22 protein-coding genes are annotated in these 24,364 nt (G+C 36.0%); 21 read left to right on the forward strand and 1 reads right to left on the reverse strand.

What is annotated here, in order from left to right:
* Positions 1-245: 245 nt before the first annotated feature.
* The 6 genes from B9Y84_RS19275 to B9Y84_RS19300 all read left to right on the forward strand — a co-directional run bounded on the left by B9Y84_RS19275 (position 246) and on the right by B9Y84_RS19300 (position 5,292).
* A complete protein-coding gene (locus tag B9Y84_RS19275; protein ID WP_085519042.1) occupies positions 246-485 on the forward strand; it encodes a ribbon-helix-helix domain-containing protein in 240 nt (79 codons plus the stop codon).
* A complete protein-coding gene (locus B9Y84_RS19280; protein ID WP_085519043.1) occupies positions 478-774 on the forward strand; it encodes a type II toxin-antitoxin system RelE/ParE family toxin in 297 nt (98 codons plus the stop codon). Before B9Y84_RS19275 ends, B9Y84_RS19280 begins: the two co-directional genes overlap by 8 nt.
* A 265-nt stretch (positions 775-1,039) precedes the next feature.
* Positions 1,040-2,515 carry a serine hydrolase domain-containing protein gene (locus B9Y84_RS19285; RefSeq protein WP_085519044.1) on the forward strand — a complete coding sequence of 492 codons (1,476 nt, stop codon included), beginning with the start codon at positions 1,040-1,042 and terminating at the stop codon, positions 2,513-2,515.
* A 124-nt stretch (positions 2,516-2,639) separates the two neighbouring features.
* Positions 2,640-3,215 carry a YdeI/OmpD-associated family protein gene (locus tag B9Y84_RS19290; RefSeq protein WP_085519045.1) on the forward strand — a complete coding sequence of 192 codons (576 nt, stop codon included), beginning with the start codon at positions 2,640-2,642 and terminating at the stop codon, positions 3,213-3,215.
* Positions 3,216-3,479: 264 nt separating this feature from the next.
* Positions 3,480-4,385 (forward strand): hypothetical protein, encoded by a 906-nt coding sequence (locus B9Y84_RS19295; protein ID WP_245830893.1) that lies wholly within the window; start codon positions 3,480-3,482, stop codon positions 4,383-4,385.
* Between the two features lie 325 nt (positions 4,386-4,710).
* On the forward strand, positions 4,711-5,292 hold the full coding sequence (locus B9Y84_RS19300; protein ID WP_085519047.1) for a DUF2911 domain-containing protein: 582 nt from the start codon (positions 4,711-4,713) through the stop codon (positions 5,290-5,292).
* Between the two features lie 127 nt (positions 5,293-5,419).
* Here B9Y84_RS19300 and B9Y84_RS19305 read toward each other — a convergent pair whose 3' ends face one another.
* On the reverse strand, positions 5,420-5,962 hold the full coding sequence (locus B9Y84_RS19305) for a hypothetical protein (protein ID WP_085519048.1): 543 nt from the start codon (positions 5,960-5,962) through the stop codon (positions 5,420-5,422).
* A 494-nt stretch (positions 5,963-6,456) separates the two neighbouring features.
* Between B9Y84_RS19305 and B9Y84_RS19310 the strand changes: the two genes are divergently transcribed.
* From B9Y84_RS19310 to B9Y84_RS19380, 15 genes are all read left to right on the forward strand, one after another.
* Entirely contained in the window at positions 6,457-7,023 is a 567-nt protein-coding gene (locus B9Y84_RS19310) for a Crp/Fnr family transcriptional regulator (RefSeq protein ID WP_085519049.1), read from the forward strand.
* 75 nt (positions 7,024-7,098) lie between these two features.
* A complete protein-coding gene (locus B9Y84_RS19315; protein WP_085519050.1) occupies positions 7,099-7,770 on the forward strand; it encodes a hypothetical protein in 672 nt (223 codons plus the stop codon).
* Between the two features lie 20 nt (positions 7,771-7,790).
* Positions 7,791-8,480, forward strand: coding sequence for a hypothetical protein (locus tag B9Y84_RS19320; protein WP_085519051.1), 690 nt, complete (start codon positions 7,791-7,793; stop codon positions 8,478-8,480).
* A 273-nt stretch (positions 8,481-8,753) separates the two neighbouring features.
* On the forward strand, positions 8,754-9,974 hold the full coding sequence (locus B9Y84_RS19325) for a hypothetical protein (RefSeq protein WP_085519052.1): 1,221 nt from the start codon (positions 8,754-8,756) through the stop codon (positions 9,972-9,974).
* An 89-nt stretch (positions 9,975-10,063) separates the two neighbouring features.
* Entirely contained in the window at positions 10,064-10,477 is a 414-nt protein-coding gene (locus tag B9Y84_RS19330; protein WP_085519053.1) for a nuclear transport factor 2 family protein, read from the forward strand.
* Between the two features lie 377 nt (positions 10,478-10,854).
* Entirely contained in the window at positions 10,855-12,897 is a 2,043-nt protein-coding gene (locus tag B9Y84_RS19335; RefSeq protein ID WP_085519054.1) for a M3 family metallopeptidase, read from the forward strand.
* 256 nt (positions 12,898-13,153) lie between these two features.
* Positions 13,154-13,840 (forward strand): hypothetical protein, encoded by a 687-nt coding sequence (locus B9Y84_RS19340; RefSeq protein WP_085519055.1) that lies wholly within the window; start codon positions 13,154-13,156, stop codon positions 13,838-13,840.
* Positions 13,841-14,149: 309 nt separating this feature from the next.
* Positions 14,150-16,084 carry a histidine kinase dimerization/phosphoacceptor domain -containing protein gene (locus B9Y84_RS19345; protein WP_085519056.1) on the forward strand — a complete coding sequence of 645 codons (1,935 nt, stop codon included), beginning with the start codon at positions 14,150-14,152 and terminating at the stop codon, positions 16,082-16,084.
* Complete coding sequence (locus B9Y84_RS19350) at positions 16,085-16,828, forward strand: LytR/AlgR family response regulator transcription factor (protein ID WP_085519057.1); 744 nt, start codon at positions 16,085-16,087, stop codon at positions 16,826-16,828.
* 708 nt (positions 16,829-17,536) lie between these two features.
* Positions 17,537-18,757 (forward strand): acyltransferase family protein, encoded by a 1,221-nt coding sequence (locus B9Y84_RS19355; protein WP_245830894.1) that lies wholly within the window; start codon positions 17,537-17,539, stop codon positions 18,755-18,757.
* 139 nt (positions 18,758-18,896) lie between these two features.
* Entirely contained in the window at positions 18,897-19,829 is a 933-nt protein-coding gene (locus B9Y84_RS19360) for an alpha/beta fold hydrolase (protein ID WP_085519058.1), read from the forward strand.
* Positions 19,830-19,876: 47 nt separating this feature from the next.
* Positions 19,877-21,196 (forward strand): amidohydrolase, encoded by a 1,320-nt coding sequence (locus tag B9Y84_RS19365; protein ID WP_085519106.1) that lies wholly within the window; start codon positions 19,877-19,879, stop codon positions 21,194-21,196.
* Positions 21,197-21,542: 346 nt separating this feature from the next.
* Positions 21,543-22,832 (forward strand): DUF418 domain-containing protein, encoded by a 1,290-nt coding sequence (locus B9Y84_RS19370; protein ID WP_085519059.1) that lies wholly within the window; start codon positions 21,543-21,545, stop codon positions 22,830-22,832.
* Complete coding sequence (locus B9Y84_RS19375) at positions 22,829-23,344, forward strand: RidA family protein (protein ID WP_085519060.1); 516 nt, start codon at positions 22,829-22,831, stop codon at positions 23,342-23,344. The genes B9Y84_RS19370 and B9Y84_RS19375 overlap by 4 nt, the downstream gene beginning before the upstream one ends.
* Before the next feature lie 86 nt (positions 23,345-23,430).
* Positions 23,431-24,327, forward strand: coding sequence for an alpha/beta hydrolase (locus B9Y84_RS19380; protein WP_085519061.1), 897 nt, complete (start codon positions 23,431-23,433; stop codon positions 24,325-24,327).
* The last annotated feature ends 37 nt before the right edge of the window (positions 24,328-24,364 follow it).

Here is a 24,364-nt window from a genome sequence, read left to right on the forward strand (position 1 = left end):
TTAAATCTATCAGCGCAAATTCTAATAAACGACTACAAGCTAATAAAATAATAAAGTTGGCAACATTAGCTAAAAACAATGGCGGTTAGATGGTAATTTAAAAATTCTCACTATTTGCTACCTTTATCTGAGATTCAATGTAAGTCCTTTTATTCCGCCAAAGTTTTTTAGCCATATCGTTAACAACAATAACCATCTTTGCAGCTGATTCGTATTTGGTGTATATTTACATCAAATAAAAAATTATGGCACGTCAAAGTATATCATTTACGGAACCTAATGACAAGTGGTTAAAATCTCAAATCGACAGTCAAGAATATTCAAGTAAGAGTGAATTAGTTAACGACTTAATCCGACAAGCAAGAAACCAGCAAAAGCAAATCGATTGGATCAGGGCAAAACTGGAGAAAGCTGAGAAAAGTGGTTTTACAAATGCTACTAAAGAGCAGATTTTAGCACAATCTAAGTCTGATCTGAATGGCTGATTACAGACTTAGTAAAGAAGCCAAAAACGACCTAATCAGAATACACCAATACGGAGTAAAAAAGTTTGGAGAAGTACAAGCCGACAGCTACTTCAATACTTTTTTCGACTACTTTGACATGATTGCCGAGAGACCATTTTCACACGAATCAGTAGACTACATTAAAGAAGGATATAGACGTTGTGTTTGCCGGGCTGACAGCATCTATTTTAGAATCAATGATAATGACAATATTGTTGAGATTATGGCAATCATTGGACGACAGGATATCACTGGAATAATAATATAAAGTTGCCAACATTTGCTAAAAATGCATTTGCATACTGGTACTAGCAAAGTGTGAAGGTAATTCTCGACAAAACCAAACTGATGATTTCATTTAGATGTAGGTCAAGCATTCAGGAAGGTTTTCTCCTTTTCTCTTTCAATAATTGTGGTTATGGTTTGGCTTCGCCACTTTAGTATTTCATCAGCGAAGTGTAGCAAATGCATTTTAGCTTCGCGTTGCCATTAATTACGGAACAATCTTTGTAAGGATATGCAAAACCGTTCCAATGAAATTTAAAAAACTACTACTAACCCTACTCTTCATTAGTAACATTATAATTGTTTCTAATGCGCAGACTAATAAAGCTAGCAAAATTGACACTACTCAGCAGAGAATAAAAAAAGTTGAAAATAGTCTTAGACCACTCGTTTTAAATCAAGGAGAATCGCTTTGGAATCTTGAAAAACAAATGCAGAAATACAATATTGCTGGGCTTAGCATTGCAGTAATAAACAACTACGAAATTGATTGGGCTAAAGGTTATGGTATAACTGGTGGTAAGGAAATATTAAACGTGACTGAACAAACTGTTTTTCAAGCTGCCTCGATGAGTAAATTTGTAAATGCAGTTGCTATGATGAAGTTGGCGGAAGATAAAAAAGTAAGTTTAGATGGAGATGTTAATAATTATTTGACCTCTTGGAAATTTCCTTACGATAAAAATGTTGATCCTAACCCAATTACAATTCGTCAACTTTTGAGCCATACAGCTGGATTATCAACACACGGGTTTAACGGATATAAAACCACAAATAGACTTCCATCAATAATTCAAACTTTAGAGGGAAAAAATCCAGCGAATTCAGATGAAGTAAAGCAAATTCAGCAGCCCAACAAAAACTTCAAATATTCTGGCGGAGGGACAATCATTTCTCAACTTATTTTATTAGATAACACAAATTCAACTTATGAGGATTTTGTGGATGAAAACATCTTCAGACCATCGGGAATGAGTAATTCTTTTTACTCAATAGAGTTGGAAAAATATCCCAAGAACTTGGCTCTGGGACATAAAGGCAACGGCAAAACGTTAAAGAATAATTATAATTTCTATCCCGAATCCGCTGCTGCAGGTTTATGGACAACACCAACCGATTTAGCAAAGCTAATTATCGATATTCAACGGGGCTTAAAAGCTGAACCAAGTCAAATCCTTTCTTGCAAATCAACTGAAGTACTTATTAAGCCTACCTTAGATAACAGTAATTCGGCATTAGGATTATTTACTCAACAAGAAGATGGAGCATTATATTTACAGCATTCAGGTTCAAATAGAGGATATAGAGGGAAGTTGTTTTTTGGTTCAGATAATGGAAATGGAGTAGTAGTAATGGTGAATGGTGCAAATACAATAATCATTGAAGAAATTATAAGAAGCGTAGCATCAGTTTATAATTGGGCAGGTTTTGAAAAGTTAGTGGCCTCATCCCAATTAATACTCGATGATAATGATTTAAGTAAATATATTGGAACGTATTCTTTAGAGAACAGAGAAATTAATGTTACTTTAAAAAAAGGAGAGTTAGTATTATCGGAAAAAGGGAAATGGAGCTCTAAATTGACGGCTTTGAATAATTCTAAATTTGTTGTCGATATTGTAAAGCCACAAGCAACCATGGAATTTGTTAAAGCTATAGATGGCTCTGTAAGCAAGTGCATATTAAAACAAGGGGAATTGACTGAATGGATAAAAATAAAATAACAAACGCGGAACAACAGCTAAAAGCAATTGTAGGGTCAGTGTTTAAAAGTAAATAAAGAGCAAAAAAGACCAACTTCGCTAAGACAAAACATTGCAAGCCATTGAAAAAAGACCAAGTTACAGTATGAAAGATGCGGAAGACTATTGTCCTTGTGATAAAAATGATTGGAGAAAATGGCTCAAATTGAACCACAAAAAAAAAGAGGGGGTTTGGCTCATATTTAATAAGAAAAAATATTCAAATTATAATTTAAGTTGGAGCGAATCAGTTGATGAAGCCCTGTGTTTTGGTTGGATTGATAGCACCAAAAGAGCAATAGACAGCACTAAATACAAGCAATATTTCAGTAAACGAAAAGAAACAAGCAATTGGTCTAAAATAAATAAGGATAAAGTAAAAATCTTGATTGACAGAGGACTGATGGAAAAAGAAGGTTACAGAAGCATTGAAATTGCAAAAAAAAATGGTTCTTGGACCATTTTAGATGAAGTTGAGGCACTTGTAATTCCAGAGAGTTTAAAAATTGAATTTGCCAATTACAAAGGCTCAATGGAATTCTTTGACAGTCTAAGCAAGTCTGTAAAAAAGGAATTATTGTATTGGGTCATATCTGCTAAACGACAAGAAACAAGACAAAAAAGAATTCTAGAAATTGTCGAAAGCGCAAGTAGAAATTTGAAACCAAAACAATTTAGATAGAATAAAAAATGCTTGAAGCAAAACCTATGTGTAATGCCCTTCGGGAGACGGCACATAGTTGAACGTTAAGGAACTTTAGATATAGCTAACCCTACAAGCCCATTTTAGGGCAAAATACAGGAAAGAATTAAAACAGACGATATGAATCAAACAATTCGATTAAACCGAAATCTTATCAATTTTGGAATTCCTCTTGCCTTATTGGGAACTCTAATATTGTTAATGAATTCTTCATTCCTGAATGTGCTAAGCCAGAATGATATTTTGAACTTTGCCATAACTGCAGACTTACTTTTGACGGTTCCCCTTGTTTATTTTCTCCTGATTCGCAAATCTGCCATTCCAAAAACAACAGTAGTTCCTGTTATGGTAATCGGATTAGTAATTGGGTCATATTTTTTACCCGAAGAAAGCCAAACATATCTAGCGCTTTTCAAAACTTGGGCTTTACCAGTAATTGAAATCTCAATATTACTTTTTATAACAATTAAAGTTCGCACAGCGATTAGGAAATATAGAACAGTAAAAGGGTCTACACCTGATTTTTTAGATGCACTTAAAACCACTTGTTATGAAATGCTACCAAAAAGTATAGTTATACCTGTAGTGACTGAAATTGCTGTTTTCTATTATGGGTTCATTTATTGGAAAAAAAGGAAACTGAAAGCAAATGAATTTACTTATCATAAAGAAAGCGGAACCATAGCTTTGTTAGCTGTAACAATATTTATTATTGCAGTAGAAACAATCGTTCTCCATATTTATCTTTCAAAATGGAGCAACATTGCGGCTTGGATTTTGACATGTTTAAGTATTTATTCAGGAGTTCAACTTTTTGGATTTTTAAAGTCCATGCTTAAAAGACCAATAGCAATCGAAAATGGCAAATTGCTCCTTCGCTATGGGATTATGAACGAAACTGTAATTGACCTAAGAAATATTGAAAGCATTGAGGTTTCATCAAAAGATCTAGAACTCAACAAAGAAACGCGGAAATTATCAATTTTGGGAGAATTAGAAAGTCATAATATTGTTATTCGTTTGAAAGAAGAAAATATGCTGACAGGACTTTATGGAATTAAAAGGACATACAAGAATTTGACATTGTGCATAGACAAAAAGATTGAATTTACAAATAAAATAAATAAGGCTTTACAACGCCAACTATAGGCAATTGCGGAGATAGAGCTAAAGTTGAAAATGCTTAAAATTAAATGAAATAGTATGAGATTTTGGGGTTCGAACAATTCAAACGCCCAACGCTCCGTATGATTAGCCTCTTCTTTCAGCGGTGGTGCTCTCAAAAAAATCTCTTTGTCACAGCTTTTTGTATTGTAAAAGCACCTTTTGGTCAATAGTTATCTATTATCTAACCGTTGTATAGTGAACAATTTTAATGTGAAAGAGATTACTGGTAAGCAGTTAATAAATGTGTAAATTAGCTTCGGAAAGCCAATCTGCGGATAGGCTCAATTTATAAACTAAAATAATTACCATGAAAAAAAATTTATCATTAATGATAATGGCCGTTGCCATTATTGCCATGAGCTTTACAGCTAATGCGCAAAAGTTTCCAGAAGTAGATGGTAGCCCAATGGATATGGCTTACTATCCTGAAAGAGCAGCTTTTAGAGCTTTTGGCAAAACAGAGGAAGAAAGAAACGTAAAGCCTTTGATACGCGTGATTTACTCAAGACCTCAAGCGAAAGAACGAGCGGTATTTACTGAGCTTGAAAAGCCTGGAAGTATTTGGAGAGTTGGAGCTAATGAATCCACCGAAATTATGTTTTTCCAGGATGTAACAATTGACGGTAAAAAAGTAAAAGCTGGGCGATATACAATGTACATCGCATTAGGAGAAGAGAATTGGACAGTTCATTTCAGTACTGATACAGATGGATGGGGACATTATGCTTTCAAACCAGAAGAAAGTACAGTAGCGAAGGTTACGGTTCCTAAGCAAGAGACAGAAAGTACAGTAGAATATATGAGTATCATGTTCGAAAAAGCCGATCCAGGCGCTCATATGATTATTGGGTGGGATGACACCATGGTAAGAGTACCCATTGGATTATAAGTGCTTTAACTACCAAGCAGAAACTGAAGAGCAGTTGTCATATCAGGCAAGTGCTCTTTTTGTTTACCCCAAATGGAAGTTTATCTCAGAACACAAAAAGTGTAAGTTGCTGCACATTTTTACCCAATCAGTCTCTTCTATCGATCACATACGGATCATCTAATTCTAAAGAACCAGATAGCGAAGTACCATTTTTGTCTTGCCCTTGAAAGGTAATTTTTAGATAAGGCGCTTCATCATCGTATTCAAGGTCCACTGTCCCTTTTGAAAGCCGGATATATTCTTCTTCTTCCATTTTGTCAATTCTTCGAAATTTAAAGCTGAGGATATCCTTCTTTTTACTTGCATCTTTATTGTAAAGATCCTGAATGCTTTGGGGCTGGGCATCTTCAGCTCCTAACTCGTAGGTATGAGATTTACTCTCGTATATCTTGGTTGACAATAAGGTGATTTGGGCTATTGTGCCTTTTCCTTCAGGATTTACAATATAAATGGACACCCCCTTCTTCTGAAACGACAGTCTGGAACCACTACGAGTCATCGCATCATAAGTATATTTTTTGTCGTCTATTTCTAATAGAAGTTCTCCAGAGAAACCCACCTTTTTCGGGCCTGATCCCGAGCTAATAATAAGCAGGCAAATGATCGGAATGAGATATAAATACTTCATAGCAGTTCGTTAAAATTCGCAGTTAGTATTTATAAGTTAAGAAAAACTGGGAAGAATGTCACGATCTAATTGAAAGAAACTGTTCTGAAGAGCTAAGGCGAGCGTTCTTGTTGTTTGTAATTGGAATCATTCTGGCTTATCCACAAAGGGAGATGCTATAAATGAAGTGTGAATTTTAAGGCCATAGTCATGAGCACTTTGTTCCAATTTATGTTTCTTAAAAATTACTGAAAAACCTCTCTCGGTATTTTAATTTTGGACCTTCAGAAAGCCTACTTTCATTTAGCTCAAATATTCAAGTTGTTGATTATTTTCAATACGTTATTTTAGGATGTCATTCTAAAGCCAACTCGGTAGTTAACAAATAGTCGAGTTAGATGTGAGCGATAACTTTTTGGTTCCTATAAAACTTTGTATTTTTAACGAAAGTGTTCGCTTTCAAATCCCCAACTTTTCAGATACGAGCCTTTGAGAGCATTTTAAAAATTTCATCAATGAAACTCTACGAATACCTTACTAAGAACACTCAATTGTCGTCCGCACAGATTTCTGAATATTGCTCTAAACTCAGCTCCAAATCGGCAAAGGCAGGCGATTATGTCATACAAGAGGGAGAGGTTTGTAGGAAATTGCTTTTTTTGGAGGAAGGATGTATGTCTATGGTTTACGAAAGGGACAACAAGTCTTTTATTAAAGATTTCATATTTGAAAATAGTTTTGCTTCCGTTTATGAGAGTTTCATCACTTCTGCACCAGCTAGATATTCTTTAAGAGCTGTAACGCACTGTAAATTTGAATCTATTACGCTTCACGATTTAGAAAGTGCGTATGAAAGCATTCCTCAGCTAAAGGCATTAGCTGCCAAGCAAACTGAAGCAGCTTATTTGAATGTCACGAGAAGGATGGAGTCGTTAATTACTTTGTCTGCTGAACAGCGATACTTGGAATTATTGGAACGCAGGCCAAGACTGCTTTCTGAAATACCACTATACCTCATTGCATCCTATTTAGGAATTACTGATGTAGCACTAAGCAGAATTAGGAAGAAAGTTTCCTCTTAAAATTCCTTTCTTAACATAGGTTCAGAGAACTGTTCTGTTAAAGCTGTCTATTTGATCCATACTAAAAAAGAGATTATGGATTTTAAGAAAACACTATTGATTGCATTTGTGCTTTTAGGAACATTGGAGGCAAGATCACAATCCTACGCTGGCCTTAGCATAGGAGTCAGTAATAATGACACTCACATGGAAACCCTTTGGTTTCAGCATCAACTTACGGATAGGTTTAGCGCAGGCTTCCAACTCCGCTATAGTCAAGTCAGATATAGATTTGTAGATGCGATTGCGATAAAGGATGGCAGTACTGCATTTGGTGGATTAGTGCTGGGATTTAAGTTAAAAGAAGTAGAAAAGTATCGCCTAGATTTTAATTTGACAAGCAGTTATCGCTATTTGTCAAATGACGAAAAACCAGAGCTGGCTGAGTCAACCAGTGGTCTGGAAATCGATCCAAATATCATTCTTAGCATGAAGCTATCGGATAGATTTAAACTACATACAGGTGCCATGCTTCGTACTGCGATGCAGTTTGGCGAAACGCCTATTTTAAATGAACAGCTGCCCTCAGCAATTGTTCTTGCAGCCATATCGTATAAGGTAAACAGTCACAGCATAGCCTTACGGGTATATACTGGCCCTATGAATGGAGCTACTGGTGACTCCATGAAGTATTTTAATCAAATATCATTAGGCTATCAGTTCTCTTTAGGAGAGAAGTCCAATCAATTCTCATTTTTTAACTTTTAATTCTACTTAAATTAAGCGTAATGAAAACTCAACAAATCATATTAATTATCATCCTAGCTTTTATCAGTGTTACCGGATTCGCTCAGGAAATTAATGAAACAACGGATGAATCTGTTGGATTCTATTTCCAGCCCGAATATTCAGCTATGTTTCTCAATAATCATATCGGTAATGCCGTTGGCTTTGGACTAGGCATCAGCTCAAAAAACAGAAAGTGGGATATAGGAATCCGTTATTACGGACGAAGCGGCCCAATTAATTTGCAAGATGATTACGAACTGGTATTGCCGGCAGGAGAGACCTATAAGGGAAGCTCTACTATAACGCTAGGTGCAGATCATGGGTATCTTGGCTTGGAAGCAGCCTACACCATCATACTGAAAAATGAACGACTAGCAATTAGAATCCCTTTATCTTTCGGACAATTAGGAGCGGGTTTTTACCTGCGAGGAGAAGACCGGTTTACTCCAGATGGAGAAAGAACTAGCGTTTGGGAAGACAGGCTTCAAGGTGGTTCGGATGCGGGGTTTGGCTTATGTTCTGAATTTGGGGCACAGTTCCTGTATCAGTTAAGCAGTAAGAATGATCACATCCAGCTAATGTTAGGAGCAGCCTATATCAATACCTATGGATATGAAAGCTTTTTAGGAGGGAATGATTTTTACAATAATAAAGTAAGGGTCTCAGCTGGATTTCGTTTTAGTTTTTAATCACTAAAAATACTGAGTTGGTATTCGATCTAATTATGTCTTTTGGTTAAATTGCTAAAATTCGGAAGTCAATAAATCCAAAGAAGTTTTGAGTTATAGGTAGCTCAGCATTAAAGCGTTAGGCGGTCCGGAAGTATGAGGATTGGAAACAAAAGGAAGTCCGAATTTTAAAGGGTGCAATTGACCAATGAGAATTATTGAAATTAACAGTATAGCTAAAGTAATACGTTTACTGTCTAGTTGTATATTGCAAACCAAAAATCATTACTCTTGATGAAAATAAGATCCTTTCAACTAATAGTATCGATCATCTTTTTGGCTGCTTGTCAAAATGAAAAATTAAAAATTCAGCAAATTGATTTTTCGACCACCTATAAATTCTCTTCAGAAATAGAGAAGCAGTTGGAAACGGATACAATCGCTTCGAAGTATCAGAGGTCTGCTGGAGTTTATGCCCAAAAAGCAGACTACAGAAATGCTTTAATACACTGGGATTCTGCAATGGGTATCTATGAGAGAAAATATAGTCATGAGGAAGAAGATTCAATTAGGGAAAAATATTCAGTGGTGAACGCCAAAGATTATATCATTGAGGAAGCTCAAAATCATAAAGTGGTTATTATTAATGAGGCGCACCACAATTCTATGCATAGAGCATTTACAAAATCGCTCTTATCAGAATTATACGAGAAAGGCTACAAAAATTTAGGTTTGGAAGCTTTAGATATTGGAAATAATCTAGACTCAGCGCTTAATAGTCGTGGCTATCCGATACAAAGGACCGGTTATTATACAAAAGATCCCCAATTCGGTGATTTAGTAAGACAAGCTTTAGAGATTGGTTATAATGTATTTGCTTATGAAAGAATTGGTATTTTCTTCGGAAAGCAGAGAGAAATCGATCAAGCTAGGAATATTCAAAAAGAAATGGAATCTAGGCCTGATGAAAAATTCTTAATTCACTGCGGCTTTGACCATGCAATGGAAGGATCTTACCCTTCTTGGGGAAAAGCAATGGCAGCAAGACTAAAAGAATATACAGGAATAGATCCTTCAACCATTAATCAAGATTTTTACACTGAGAAAAGTAATGCAAAATTTAATGATCCCCTTCTAAAAGCCATTGTAACTGAAGAATCAGCTGTTTTAATTGATAAAACTAGTAAAACGCCTTTGAGATATGAGCGAGGAGAAGCATGGACTGACGTAGCCATTTTACATCCCAATACCCAATATTTAGATGGTAGGCCTGATTGGCTTTTTGAAAATGGGAATAAAAATGTTTCTGTAGACTTAAATGACATTCCAATTGAGTTTCCGGTTATGGTTTTGGCTTATAAGAAGGGAGAAGACATAAATGCAGCAGTGCCCATCGATATTGTAGAAGTAGAAAAAAGTACTGAGAAATGCCATCTTGCTTTAAAGAGAGGGGATTATGAAATTGTGGTCACTAATAAAACGGAGTCTTATAAATTTGAAAGGGAGGTTAAATAATTTTTGAAGATAGGATATTATAAAAAGGAGTTGTTTCTGTACTTTTTCCGTATTTTCACTATCTTAATTATATTTTAAAGTCAACAGTTATGAATACTGTCATTATTGAAAAATTTAAGCACTATTTTTCTCCAATAAATTTCAATGGCCAATCTATTTTAAAGGAAATCTATTCAGACCATATTGTTTTCAAAGACCCAATTCACGAAATACATGGAGTTGAAAATCTCAAGTCGTATTTTCAAAAATTAAACGAAAACCTGATAGAAGGTACTTTTCATTTCACGGATGAATCCCTAGTGGATAACAAAGCCTATTTATCATGGGAAATGAATCTGAAATTAAAAAAACCGAAAAAGAATGTGAAAGCATCAGGTATTTCGGTTCTGATTATTGAAGATAAAATTATCAACCAAAGAGACTATTTTGATGCTGGGGAACTCTTCTATGAAAACATGCCTATTTTGGGAGGAATTATACGAAGTATTAAAAAGAAATTGTAGCTCCCTTTAATTTCCCCCAAAGGGGGAAAACTCACAGAATAAATTTAGCTTTTTGATTTGATACTGCTGCTTTTACTAATAAGTTGAAAAAGAACTAACACGACCACTTCCGAGGAACTCGGAAAAGCAGGAGGGATGAAAGTTTAGCGGGCAGGCGTTGGCCTTGAGGGTAGAAACATTAAACTTTCTTGATTTTTTCTATCTTTTTTATCAAGAAAAAAGATTAAAAGAAAACTCAAGCTATAAATGTTATTCAATAGCTATAAAAGACGATTAGAATTGTGATGCTTTTTCACTTATTATTAATCTTCTCATCCCTTAATTCCGTAATAAACAACTTACGTTTACATTTAAATTTTTAAAAAGATATAATTTTCATGGATAACCCCTTATTAAAAAACTTTGACACCCCTTTTCAAACTCCTCCATTTGATAAAATTAAGTCGGAGCATTTTATGCCGGCAATAGAAGAAGCCATTAAAGAAGCCAAGCAGGAAATTGAGGACATCACCTCACTAAGTGCAGCACCCACTTTCGAAAATACCCTCGAAGCAATGGAGTTTGCGGGGAAGAGATTAAGCTCCGTTGCTTCTATTTTATCGAATCTTAATAGCGCAGAGACCAACAAAGAAATTCAAGCCACCATGCGTGAAGCTTCTCCTATATTATCGGAATTTGGAAATGAGATTTGGCAAAATGAGACATTATTTGATCGGGTAAAAACTATTTATAATAAAAAAAACGAGCTAAGCCTTGATAATGAGCAAGAAATGCTTTTAAACAAAACCTACAAAGCGTTTATAAGAAATGGTGCTGACCTCAATGAAAAGGATAAAGCACGCTTTAAGGAGATCACCAAAGAGCTATCGCAGTTGAGCCTCAGTTTTGGTGAAAATGTTCTGGCTGAAACCAATGATTACGAATTGGTCATTTCAGATGAAAAAGATTTAAGTGGATTACCTGAATCTGCCATTCGTCAAGCCGCCAATACGGCAAAAAGCAAAGGAAAAGAAGGAAAATGGGTGTTCACCTTGCAAGCACCAAGTTTTGTCCCCTTTATGGAAAATGCGGATAATCGAGTTCTAAGAGAGCAGCTTTACAAAGCCTTTATGTCCAAAGCTAACAAAAATGATGAGCGCGATAACAAAGCCATTGTGCAGGAAATCGTAAATCTGAGAAGCGAAAAAGCTACGCTTTTAGGCTATAAAACATATGCCGACTATGTGCTTGAAGAAAGAATGGCTGAGAGTAAAGACAAAGTACAGAGATTTTTGGATGACCTCTTACAGCAATCTTTGCCTAAAGCTAAAGAAGAAGTGGCCGAAATAGAAGCATTTGTTAAGGAACTGGGAGAGAATATTGACCTTCAGCGTTGGGATTGGGCATACTATTCTGAAAAATTGAAAAAGAAAAAATATGCCATAGATGATGAATTGCTCAGACCTTATTTCAAATTAGAAAATGTGCTGGATGGTGTATTTCAATCGGCCGAAAAATTATATGATATTCGATTTAAGGAAGTCAACAATGTAACTGTTTATCATGATGATGTCACCACTTATGAAGTGAGCAATACTGCAGGTGAGCTGGTCGCCATTTTTTATGCTGATTTCCATCCTAGGGAAGGAAAAAGAGGGGGTGCCTGGATGACGACATACCGAGATCAATATAAAGAAAATGGAGCTGACATGAGGCCATTGGTTTCCAATGTTTGCAATTTCACGCCATCATCACCGGGCAATCCGAGCCTTTTGACTTTCAACGAAGTAACCACTCTATTCCATGAATTTGGCCATGCATTACATGCTATGTTAGGATCTGGTCACTATGGTAGTTTGACCGGAGCCAATGTCTACTGGGATTTTGTGGAATTGCCCTCTCAGATATTTGAAAACTGGTGTTATGAAAAAGAATGTCTGGATTTATTTGCAAGACATTATGAAACAGGAGAGAAGATACCACAAGAGTATGTGGATAAAATAAAAGCTAGTAGCACTTATCATGAAGCCTATGCCACTGTAAGACAGGTTAGCTTAGCGCTCTTGGATATGGCTTACTTCACGTTAGAAAGAGAAGATGCTCAAAACTTAAGTGATATAGAAGAATTTGAAGAAAAAGCCATGGAACCAACCAAGTTGTTTCCAAAGGTATTAGGTACACTGATGAGCACTCAATTCGGGCACATTTTTGCTGGTGGTTATGCTTCTGGCTATTATAGTTATAAGTGGGCAGAAGTTTTGGATGCAGATGCCTTTGCCTTATTTCAAGAAAAAGGGATATTTAATAAGGAGGTTTCGCAATCTTTTAAAGACAACATCCTTTCGAAGGGAGGAAGCCAGCATCCCATGGAACTCTATAAAAAATTCAGGGGAAGAGAACCTAAAATTGAAGCTTTGCTCAAGAGAGCAGGGTTGAAATAGTATTATTATATTTAATTGAAATCAAAAAGCGTGCTGTTGCAAGCATGCTTTTTTTATCTGAGGAAAGTCATTATTAATCGAAAATTTATATTCGATGTATGTTTTTGGCAAAATAATTCAAGTATAATTGAAATAATTATATAATATTTGAACTTAAAGAAGAGAAAAGGTAATTTCAGACAACGAATCGAAGACATTTAATATTGTTTCTGGTCCGCTATTTGTTAAGTACATATTTTACAAAAAACACAAGGATATGAGAAAGATATTTACACTTTTGTTCGTGCTAAGTTTTTTTATTTCACAAGCTCAGACAACAATTAAAATTACTCCAAAACCTAAACCAGAACCTAAACCCCAAAGCACACAACCAGCTATTTTTAAACCAAAGTCAAATGCAAATCTCAATCCTGAGGAATATAGGATAAAGGGAGAAAAATTTAGTAGAAACACATTCTATCTAAACATACTAGGGCCATCAATTCCAGCTTCCTTTAATTATGAAAGAATTATAACCAAAAATGGATTAATAAATTTTGCAGCCAAAATTGGTGGATTCTACATACCTATAGCTCAATATAATGACTTGAAATTAGCAAACGCGAGCTTTGAAGTTAATATGCTGGTTGGAAGAAGAAGTCACCTTTTTGTAATGGGTTTTGGTTGGGCAGGATATTACGGTCAATTTTTTAATAACAATCAAGGAGAAGTTAGAAACTACGGAATTCCAACAAGTACTTTTGGAATGCATTATAGATTTCAAAAACCTTCTCATAGCGTATTTTTTCAAGTAGGAATTACCTCTACCACTTTACTCGGTTTCGCTTCTGATGATTTAATAGAAATGGCCATTGGTAACGCAGTGATTTATGGAATGGACTTAATTTTTGGCGAGAAACCCAATTTTACTGTGCCTTCCATAGGCATCGGATATTCTTTTTGAGGCTAGAAGCTCTTTTTATCTATTATGGTTTTGACCTCGAGAAAAGTGCTACGGAAAATTATGGAATTTCTGGGTATGCTTTTCTTTTTTTGCTGATCATAAACTAATCCAATACGAGATCGAACTGTTTTCAGGAATAGCAAAAAGTATTTGGTAATGGAGAAACTTATCCCTACTCCAACATTAAATACTAAAAATTACATCTTTTTTGTACAATTTTTATATAATATATATGTATTATACTTAGAATCTGTTGTATATTTAAAACTACTATAGGTTTTAGTGCTTGAAAGGATTTTCAATTTTGGTATGCGTTATATAATTTTCACGATTTCATTTCTTCTTTTTGGTTTTACAAAAAGTAGTAGCCAAAACCTTTCTTCAGATCAAGCTGCTGCGCTCAGTAGAGCCTATCAAGACAAGGCTTTATGGTTTAGAGAAATGCCGCATTTTAATCGTGACAGTACGGTTTTTTATTTTGACAGGGCTGTATTACTCCTCCAAAATAGTGAACCATTTCAATATGAACTTTTAGCGGATTTATATCGTGATATCACCGATAGAGCGAATAGGTCCCATAACTTTATTGTAGTGGATTCCCTTGCTCCTATAGGGTGGTCGTATTACGAAAAAATCCCCGAAAGCAAGAAAGATAAGGTTTTGGGTTATGATTTATTGATCAACTGGGCTTTAATAAAAATAATAAGAGGAGAACCCAAAGCAGGGCTAGAACTTTTTATAAATGCCCAAGACTTGCTTGAAGATGATCCCAGGCCTGAAATTCAGCTAAAGCTTTTGAAAAATAAGGGTAGGTTTTATTACCAATATGGTTTACCTGAGGAAGAAGAAATAGGAGTTAAATATTTGAAGGAGAGTATAGAGGGTTATGAGAATTCAGAATATGCCGAGAGAACTGAGGCATTGGTGCTAGCATATAAACTATTAGCTTACCACTACTTATTTGAAAAGCCGGATTCAACTGACTACTATATGAATCAATTTGCCGAACTACTACCTGAAATAACCAATCCCTTTCATCACACTTGGTTTTCCTATAATATGGGAGATATTTTAGTAGAAAAAGAACAATATGCTGAGGCAAAACCGTACCTTTTCAAATCTATTAGATTATTAGAAGAGTATAATCTGACCACTATCGATATTTATCAGTTTGCACATTATCTCTTGAGCAATGCAGCCGAGGCTGAAGGTAACTTTGATCAAGCAATTGAGTACTGTGAAATAGCCAAAAATGCCTCAATAGAAATAGAAACTAAGTCAAATACAGCATATTTTATGGAAAAACTATCCACCTTATATGCGCTTAAAGAAGATTATAAGACTGCCCTTGAATATTACAAAGAATTTTCAGAGATCAACAATATCATCGAAGTAGAGAGAAATGAAAGAAGCCTCCGTGAAAATGAATTGGAAGCGAATGTACTCAAACAAGATCAGGAGCTTGTTGCAAATCAGCAAAAGCAAATAATCTATATTGCTGCTTTAACTATCGGTGGTTTATTACTTGTGCTATTATATCGTAATTATAGGCTTAAGAAAAGAAGTAATCAGACATTAGAAGCTTTGAATGGAGAGTTAGCTAATAAAAATGAATTACTTGATAAACGGAATGCAGAAAACGAACTGCTCCTCAAAGAAATACATCATCGTGTGAAAAATAATTTGGAGATGGTAAAAAGCCTGATTGCTTTGCAATCTGCTCAGATTGATGACCCTGCCACCAAAGACGCTATGATTGCCAGCCAGAATAGAGTACAATCAATGGGTATCATTCATCAAAAACTATATCAGGGGACAAATCTGGGAAGTATCGAAATGAAAGATTACTTCTTAAATCTTAGTGAAGGTATATTGGACTCTTTTAATGCGGAAGAACGAGTGAAGATTGAGTTTGCAATGGATAATCTAGACTTAGATGTAGATACAGCCGTTCCCATCGGACTTATTGTAAATGAGCTGTTGACAAATGCACTCAAATATGCATTTCCTAAAAATGAACAAGGTACTATCCACATAAGTTTAGCAAAAACAGCTAATAACAATTTGAAGTTGAAAGTGGATGATAATGGTGTAGGAAAAGTAGTAGGGATAGCTCCTAAAGGGACTGGTTTCGGTTCGCAGTTGGTGCAATTATTAACGCAGCAGCTCAATGGGCAAATGAAAGAGCATAGCAACCAAGGTACCCATATTGAATTTGATTTCTTACTAAAGAAAAGTGCTTAGATGAGTGAGAAGCTGAAAATAGTAATTGTTGAAGATGAAATGCTCATTGGAGCCAATATATCATTGCAGCTCAATGAATTAGGATATCAGGTTACTGGAATCATTCCAAGAGGGGAAGAAGCACTGAAACATATTGAGGACCATCTTCCTGATATCATGCTGCTGGATATAAATCTTAAGGGAGATTTAGACGGTATTGAAACTGCCATAGAGATGCAAAAAACGCATAATATCCCTATTATTTATTTGACGGCTAATACCGATGACGCACATTTTAATCGGGCTAAAGAAACGAAGCCTTTCGGGTTTATATCAAAGCCATTTAAGAAATTGGATTTACAACGTACCATTGAGTTGACAATTAACCAGATGGAGTCGAAAGACAAAAAAAGTGTTGAAATCGAATCGCAAAATAACAATTCATTTCTATTAAGTGACTGTATTTTTGTAAGGCATTTAAATTCAATGGTCAAGGTTGATATAAAAGACATTCTCTACATTGAAGCAGAGCGTAATTATTGCCGTATATTTTCGAGTGCTAAAGAATATTTGGTGGTCATGTCGCTCAAGGAAATGGACGAAAAGCTCCCTTCAAAGCACTTTCTAAGAACGCACCGTTCTTACATCATAAACTTATCGCAAATCAAAGAGATAGCCGCTACTCATGTAGTAATAGGCAATAAGGCCCTGCCAGTGACCAAATCATTGAAGGAAGAGCTGCTAAAGCGGATACAGACCATTTAATTCCTTCGGCAGAAAACTCTCTCCTTTGGACAGTAAAAACCGGGACTTTGTCCTAGATAAACGTTTTCCTCGCTGGAACAGCTTGATTAATGAAATCATTGATTTTTCAATCAACTATTTTAAAATAATTAGGAAAGTCTTAAACGAGCTTAAAACAAGGGCGAACTATGTTCGATTTTTTACTAAACTCATTAATAGCTAACTCCCCCATTTTCGCCTGAAGCGAAAAAGCGGGCTGGAGGGTAAAATGGCGGGCAAGCGCTGGCCTTTGTGGGTAGTAGCATCATTTTACCTAGATTTTTTGCATACTTTTTCATCATTGGAAAAAGTATGAAAGGTAAACTAGCATAAACAATATTTCTGAAAGGTTTTTAAGTTTATGCAAAACTGTAGCACAAATTCCAGCTTTATTCCTTCGGACAGAAAAAGCCTTTCTTCGGACAGAAAAATGGGGGCTTCGTCCTAGATCACTTTCATTTCTCGTTGAATATCAGTTGATTAGCATTACTTTGAAAAGCATTAAAAAAAAGCGAATTACCAAAAGTGTAACTACATTTATTAATACTGGTATTCGAATTAGTTAATTAGGTTAGCTGGAAAGAGGGTGTTAATGAAAATTAACCCCTTTTTTTAGATATGCTTTATAAAAATGACATAAAAGACCTTTTCGCTACAGCTTCCCCATTGAAACCATAAACAACCACCATTATGATGAAAACTTTAACTCAAAAATCCGAACGACTTCATTCCCTTGATTCTCTTCGAGCCATTATGATGATGCTGGGAATCGTTTTACACACTGCCAACACTTATACCGGTGGTGAACCAGCCCCTGGCTGGCCCTTAAAAGATCCAGAAGCAGGCAATGAATTGCTAAAATGGCTAGGCTATACTATTCATAATTTCAGGATGCCTATTTTCATGCTGGTAGCTGGTTTCTTTGCAGCACTCCTATTTTATGAGCGATCACCCAATAAAATGATTGTTAACAGGGTGAAGAGAATCGTACTCCCATTTATTGTCTTTGTTATCTTACTCTGGCCACTTGTAATGCTAGGTTTCTCATACTCGCAACAAATCTTTGGGCTTGCTCATAATTATACCTTCTCTAGTTTTTTCGAAAATCCATCTAATCTGATCCCGCAACGCACCATGCATCTTTGGTTTTTATATTACCTGATTATGTTTTCTGTTGCTTCATTTGGATTAGGAAAGCTATTTCAAAACCTACCATCTGTTATTAAGCCTATTAAGATAGTTTTTGAGAAAATTATGAGAAGACCGCTCTTGAAGCTAGTTTTCTTTGCACTGATCACCTTTTCTTTACTGCTCCTAATAGACTCGTATTGGGTGGCCACCTCCCTAAGTTTTGTGCCTGATGGCGGCACTTTTAGTTTTTACTTTTTCTTCTATTTAACTGGCTGGTTGCTTTTCAAATCAAAGCATTTATTATCGTCCTTCATGCAGTATGATAGGCTATTTACGTTATTAGGCTTGGGAATCTTTACCCTGTATTTTTTAGCGGATAGGACAGAATTCTCCGATGCGCTAACGGCAGGGATAAGATCGGTGACTTGTTGGCTCTTTATTTTCGGTTTCACTGGACTCTTTCTGAGGTATTTTAGCAAGCACTCTGCATTTATGCGTTACATTTCTGATTCTGCCTACTGGGTGTATTTGCTTCACCTTCCCTTAACTGCATTTTTGCCCGGACTAATGGAAGGCTGGGCAATTCCTGCCTTGCTCAAATTCGCCATAGTTGCATCCGCTACCACCTTTATTTGTTTTTTCACCTACCACTATTTAGTGAGATCCTCCTTTATTGGGGAGTTCCTAAACGGAAGAAAGTATTCGAGGAAACTTAATGATATAAAACCTTTGGAGAAGCCGGTAATACCAAATGTGATTCTAGTAACTGATGATAAGTGAGTCTATTTTATAAAGGATCAAATTTTTAAAGAAACTATTGACAATGTAAGATCAGAGTAAAGGAAGAATGGATTGTAAACTGATTATAACAACTGTAATATCACTAACCAATTGTTATACAAGATTTGAAAAATAACCAATGAAGAACAAAAACTATATATTAGCATTACTTTTTACGGCTGTTTCATTGCTTATTACTTCGCTTTGTAATGCCCAAATAGCAGATTCCATAAAATATGAAAATGGTTTCCTGCACTATCACGAATACGGTTCTAGCAACCTACCGCCAATAATTATTTTGACTGGTGGACCTGGTAATTCATATGATCAATTAGAAGGTCTAGCTGAAAGCAAAAGCACAAAATTTAGAAGTATTTTACTTGAACAAAGGGGAACTGGAAAATCAATTCCGATTCCATTTGATTCAACGACTGTGAATATTAATGCTGTTACAAAGGATATCAAAACATTGATGGATAGTCTTAAACTCGAAAAATCTATAATACTTGGGCATTCTTGGGGCGGTATGTTGGCTATGAATTTTGCCTCTGAATACCCCACTAGTGTAAACCATTTAATTTTAGTTGCACCTGGGCCTCATAAAGATGCAGAGAATGGATTTAATGTACTATTTACGAACCGAAGACATACAAGAAGTTTTGAAGAAGAACAACGGTTAAACCAATTGAATGAACTCATTGCTAATAAAGAAGCAGATTCTTTGGAAATTATTGAATCAAGAAAATTATTCAGAAGAGCCTACATATTTGCAAATCCAATCCCAGACAGCGTGTCTCAAAAAATCAATTCTGAGATTAATAGTAAAACTGGCAAACTGCTTTATAATGATATTATCTCAAACTATGACGTTTCCAAATCACTAAAAAACTATACTGGTGAAATTGATGTGATTACGGGAAGACAAGATGTTGTGGGCTTCTTTTCATACGAGTTGAAACAGGATATAGAAAAAGCTAAAATTCACTGGATAAACGAATCTGGACATTTTCCAATGTACGAGCAACCATCAGAATTTTATAAAATTTTATATGAGATTTTGAATGTGAAATAGAATTAAATATGCAAAGAAACCTTTTTATCTATAAATCAAGATTAATAATGAAAATCAGAAATACAACAATAGCACTTATCACTATGATAAGCCTATGCACCGGCCAACTGCTTGCCCAAAAAAGCAATTATAGCGAACTTATTGCCAAAAAAGCCGACAAAATAGAACAGAAGGTAATAGACTGGCGCAGGGATATTCATCAGAATCCTGAACTGGGAAACCGGGAATTTCGAACGGCAGCTATGGTAGCAAAACATTTAGAGTCTTTGGGCATGGAGGTAAAAACTGAGGTTGGCATTACTGGTGTCATCGGTATTCTAAAAGGTAAATTCTCAGGTCCGGTTGTAGCTTTACGAGCAGATATGGATGCCTTGCCAGTAACAGAGCGGACACCTGTCCCTTTTGCTTCTAAAGTGAAAACCGTCTATGACGGCAATGAAACTGGGGTAATGCATGCTTGTGGTCATGATGCTCATGTGGCCATTCTAATGGGAGTTGCTGAAATTTTAGCTGGCATGAAAGATGAGCTAAAAGGAACTGTTAAATTTATTTTTCAACCTGCTGAAGAAGGTGCTCCTAAGGGAGAAGAAGGCGGTGCCGAATTGATGGTAAAAGAAGGTGCTTTAGACAACCCAAAAGTAGATGTTATTTTTGCATTGCACGTTATTGCCCAAGTTGAAGTGGGAACAATCACCTACCGTCCTGGAGGCATGTTTGCAGGAGTGGCTGACATGAAGATAACGGTAAAAGGCAAATCTTCACATGGTGCTGAGCCCTGGGCATCTGTTGATCCCGTGGTCACATCGGCTCAAGTCATCAATAATCTTCAAACCATTATTAGTCGCAATTTAAAAATTACCGAAAATGCAGCGGTTGTTACTATTGGTGCCATTCATGGTGGCAATCGTTCTAATATCATACCAGAACAAGTAGAAATGCTAGGCACAGTTCGTACTTTAAGTGAATCTGACGAGCAACTCATTTTTGAACGCATTCGCCAAATAGCAACTAAAACGGCAGAAGCAAATGGTGCTGAAGCCATAATAGAGCTACCCTACTCATCACATTACCCTGTTACATTCAATAACATTGAACTTACTGCCAAAATGCTCCCTAGTTTAAAGAAAGCAGCTGGAGAATCGAATGTTATTTTGGTACCAGCAGATACTGGAGCAGAGGATTTTTCATTTTTTGCAAATGAAGTACCGGGCCTCTATTTTATCATTGGTGGTTTGCCAAAGGGTAAAGATCCAGAAACTTCGGCTCCGCATCACACACCAGAATTTTTTCTTGATGAAAGCGGCTTTGTTACTGGTATTAATGCCATGGTCAATTTAGTAGTGGATTATATGGAAATGGAAAAGTAGAAACAAAATGAATCCGTATAAAGCAAAAATTTCCGTGCAAGCTCTTCTTCAAAATAAAAATTACTTCTATAAACCTGTTTGTGTGGAGGCGAATATGTAGAGGAGCAGCTTTTGAGGTCAGAGTAAGAGCATTTTATGTATGAAAACTAAATAAAGGATATTTCCCAGCCTCTATCCTACTCCCAATAATCTATAATTTTCCTTCGGACAGAAAACCACCCCCTTCGGGAAGTAATTCAGAGGCTTCGTCCTTGATCGGTTTCTATGTTCATAGTTAAGTGCTTATTTAGATTTACAGCTGCGGGCTGAAAATTTTATACTAAATGAAGCGAAGCTATTAGAAACTATGAATATTAAACCAGTCAGCAACTCCAATAGGATCATTTATTTAGATATTCTTCGTGGCTTATCTATCTTATTTATTTTTGTAGCGAACAGCTACGCCTTCTCCGGTTGGTACGGCATGCCTGATGAAATGTACACTCAGTTTAGTGGAGGCTACTTGAATATAATCGTCAAAAAATTAACTGTGGTACTGGTAGACGGAAAATGGTACTCTATTTTCTCCATTCTCTTTGGTATTGGATTTATCATGCAATATGAAAATGCCAAAAAAATAGGTAAATCTTTCCCACTCTTCTTTAGTAAAAGAATGTTGGGGCTCTTGCTTTTTGGCTTAATACACTTATTCTTTTTTTGGATTGGTGACATTCTTACCTTATATGCCTTATTAGGGTTTTTACTGATTCTTTTCAGGAATATGTCAAAAAGAAAATTACTGATTTGGGCAGGCATATTACTATTGTTTCCCATCATTCATTTACTGTTGATGATTGGCTTTGATGCTTTCTATCCTTTGTCATTCTTTGAACCGCTTGCCCGCTATCTTAACCATAATAATTTTCCTATTGCGATGAACATCAATGAGGTAGATTGGTTTGCTTTCGACCACAATTTCCTCAATGTAAATAATTGGAGCCAGTTTTTTACTATTAATTTTGGTTTACCCATCCTTCGATACCTGGAGATACTGATGGAAGGAAGAATCTTCAAAGTATTGGCTTGCTTTTTAATTGGCATCTGGGCCGGAAGGATGATCCTCCATGAAGGCTTATTAGAAAATAAAGGCTTCTTAAAGAAAATCGTTTTATATGGCTTTTTGATTGGCTTGCCTATGAATATTGTGCTGGCTATTGCCAAAACACAAGCAGAAGGTATCTGGACAATTATTAATTATACAAGCTATGCATTTGGTGTGGTTCCGCTGGCTTGTGCCTATGCAGCAGGTGTCGCCTTGCTCATGCAAAGAAGGCACAAAATCTTGCTGCTATTGGCCCAGGTCGGTCAAACAGCCATGAGTAATTATATTTTTCAAACGTTCATTTCAGTCATTATTTTTTATGGTGTGGGATTTGGGCTTGCTTTCCAACTGCCTTTATGGGCTGTGATAGTTTTGGCACTTTTTATATACAGTATACAAGTTATTTTGAGCACGCAATGGCTTAAATATTACAGATTTGGCCCATTAGAATGGATTTGGCGAATGATGACGTACCAAAAGTATATACCTAATAATAAAAACCAATCAAACCTGCAGTTTAAAATGATCAGGCTTATAAAAAATAAAAACTTATGAAAAAATTAAATTCTTACAAAAACCAATTAGCCCTTATGTTAATCCTTTTCCCTTTAGGTTTTGCTATCCAAAGTTGCGAACAAAAGGTAGAGGCATCAGAAGAGAAAATAGTTTTGGAAACAGAAAAACCCGAATATTTCCTGCTAAGGCCAGAAGTTGAAAATGCTTACGGATATTCCCATGCGGTAAAGATTGGGAATAGCATTAAAATATCCGGAGCAGTGAGTATGGACGATGAGGGAAATCCGACTGCTGTGGGCGACATAGAGCAACAAATGAAAAACTGCTATGCTGATCTGGAAAAAATATTAAAACACTACGGATGCACTTTTGACGATGTAGTGGTAGAAAATATTTTCACAACCGATATGGCACAAATGCTAGAGAAATCTGGCTATCGAGCCGAAATTTATAAAAACAACTTTCCAACAGGTTCCTGGCTTGGCGTAACAGAATTGGCACTCCCTGAATTTATGGTGGAAATAGAATTAGAAGTGCATAAAGCGGAATAAAAGTACGAACGCACAAGACGAAACTAACAAATAAATCAGGGGAAGCTGAAAACTTATCAAAGCAAGCAAAACACAATCATATAATAATGAATAAGTCACTACATCATTTAACAATCTTAGTCTTACTTATTTTTACATCTTGTTCCACGGAAAAATTAACTTCAATTCCGGACAAAACGAGCGAACAAATAGCTGCAACTTATGAAGTTTTGAAAGATGTCTCATATGACTCAGACCCAGGACAAAAACTAGATATTTATTTATCAAAAGATGCAAATTCCTATGAAGACAAAAATTACACAATCGTTTTTCTTCATGGAGGAGCCTATTACTTAAGCGACAAAAGCAAAGAAGAAAGATACATTGCACCATACCTCAAAAAAGGCCTCAATGTAGTCAATATGAATTACCGCTTAAAAAGAGGAATTCCAGTAGCAACAAGTGACCTTACCAATGCACTCAACTTTCTCAAAGCTAATAATCCTGATTACAATTTAAATCTCACACAGATTATTGTAACGGGTTTTTCGGCAGGAGCGCAAATTGCTATAAATGTGGCCCTTGCCCAAAATAATCCGAAGTTTCCCGATACATTGCGAAATGGCATAGAGATTATTGGAGCAATTAACATCTCTGAACCCGTAGATGACTTAGATGTTATAGAAAAAATATTTGTAAATCACGAATATGAGCTGTTTAGTGAGGCTGGAAAATCCCTCTTCCCTTCGGACGGTTATGCCAGCAAAGAAGTACTGTCAGTTTATGAGCCGGTTAGCTACTTTGATACGAATGACCCCCCAGTTTTCCTGTGGCATGGAGGCCAGGATGCCCAGATTCCGCCAGCAACTTTTGAGGAATTTACCTCCTTAATGAAAAAGAATAAGGATTTTATCATGTTTATACCTGAAGGTAAGCATAGTCCTACAGAGGAAGAATTAGTTGATGCCTATGTGGAAATATTTAAATTTTTGGACGCCTTATAAAGTAAAGAAAAGTCTTCGTTCTAGTACTCTTATTCTG

The sequence above is a fragment of the Marivirga sericea genome (assembly GCF_900177665.1).
Classification (GTDB): Bacteria; Bacteroidota; Bacteroidia; order Cytophagales; family Cyclobacteriaceae; genus Marivirga; species Marivirga sericea.

Coding starts and splice junctions, on each gene's coding strand:
- B9Y84_RS19335 (WP_085519054.1), top strand. CDS start 10,855: ATGGATAACCCCTTATTAAAAAACTTTGACACCCCTTTTCAAACTCCT.
- B9Y84_RS19305 (WP_085519048.1), bottom strand. CDS start 5,962: ATGAAGTATTTATATCTCATTCCGATCATTTGCCTGCTTATTATTAGC.
- B9Y84_RS19340 (WP_085519055.1), top strand. CDS start 13,154: ATGAGAAAGATATTTACACTTTTGTTCGTGCTAAGTTTTTTTATTTCA.
- B9Y84_RS19345 (WP_085519056.1), top strand. CDS start 14,150: ATGCGTTATATAATTTTCACGATTTCATTTCTTCTTTTTGGTTTTACA.
- B9Y84_RS19300 (WP_085519047.1), top strand. CDS start 4,711: ATGAAAAAAAATTTATCATTAATGATAATGGCCGTTGCCATTATTGCC.
- B9Y84_RS19275 (WP_085519042.1), top strand. CDS start 246: ATGGCACGTCAAAGTATATCATTTACGGAACCTAATGACAAGTGGTTA.
- B9Y84_RS19290 (WP_085519045.1), top strand. CDS start 2,640: ATGAAAGATGCGGAAGACTATTGTCCTTGTGATAAAAATGATTGGAGA.
- B9Y84_RS19315 (WP_085519050.1), top strand. CDS start 7,099: ATGGATTTTAAGAAAACACTATTGATTGCATTTGTGCTTTTAGGAACA.
- B9Y84_RS19380 (WP_085519061.1), top strand. CDS start 23,431: ATGAATAAGTCACTACATCATTTAACAATCTTAGTCTTACTTATTTTT.
- B9Y84_RS19285 (WP_085519044.1), top strand. CDS start 1,040: ATGAAATTTAAAAAACTACTACTAACCCTACTCTTCATTAGTAACATT.
- B9Y84_RS19280 (WP_085519043.1), top strand. CDS start 478: ATGGCTGATTACAGACTTAGTAAAGAAGCCAAAAACGACCTAATCAGA.
- B9Y84_RS19320 (WP_085519051.1), top strand. CDS start 7,791: ATGAAAACTCAACAAATCATATTAATTATCATCCTAGCTTTTATCAGT.
- B9Y84_RS19360 (WP_085519058.1), top strand. CDS start 18,897: ATGAAGAACAAAAACTATATATTAGCATTACTTTTTACGGCTGTTTCA.
- B9Y84_RS19310 (WP_085519049.1), top strand. CDS start 6,457: ATGAAACTCTACGAATACCTTACTAAGAACACTCAATTGTCGTCCGCA.
- B9Y84_RS19365 (WP_085519106.1), top strand. CDS start 19,877: ATGAAAATCAGAAATACAACAATAGCACTTATCACTATGATAAGCCTA.
- B9Y84_RS19370 (WP_085519059.1), top strand. CDS start 21,543: ATGAATATTAAACCAGTCAGCAACTCCAATAGGATCATTTATTTAGAT.
- B9Y84_RS19355 (WP_245830894.1), top strand. CDS start 17,537: ATGATGAAAACTTTAACTCAAAAATCCGAACGACTTCATTCCCTTGAT.
- B9Y84_RS19350 (WP_085519057.1), top strand. CDS start 16,085: ATGAGTGAGAAGCTGAAAATAGTAATTGTTGAAGATGAAATGCTCATT.
- B9Y84_RS19325 (WP_085519052.1), top strand. CDS start 8,754: ATGAAAATAAGATCCTTTCAACTAATAGTATCGATCATCTTTTTGGCT.
- B9Y84_RS19330 (WP_085519053.1), top strand. CDS start 10,064: ATGAATACTGTCATTATTGAAAAATTTAAGCACTATTTTTCTCCAATA.
- B9Y84_RS19375 (WP_085519060.1), top strand. CDS start 22,829: ATGAAAAAATTAAATTCTTACAAAAACCAATTAGCCCTTATGTTAATC.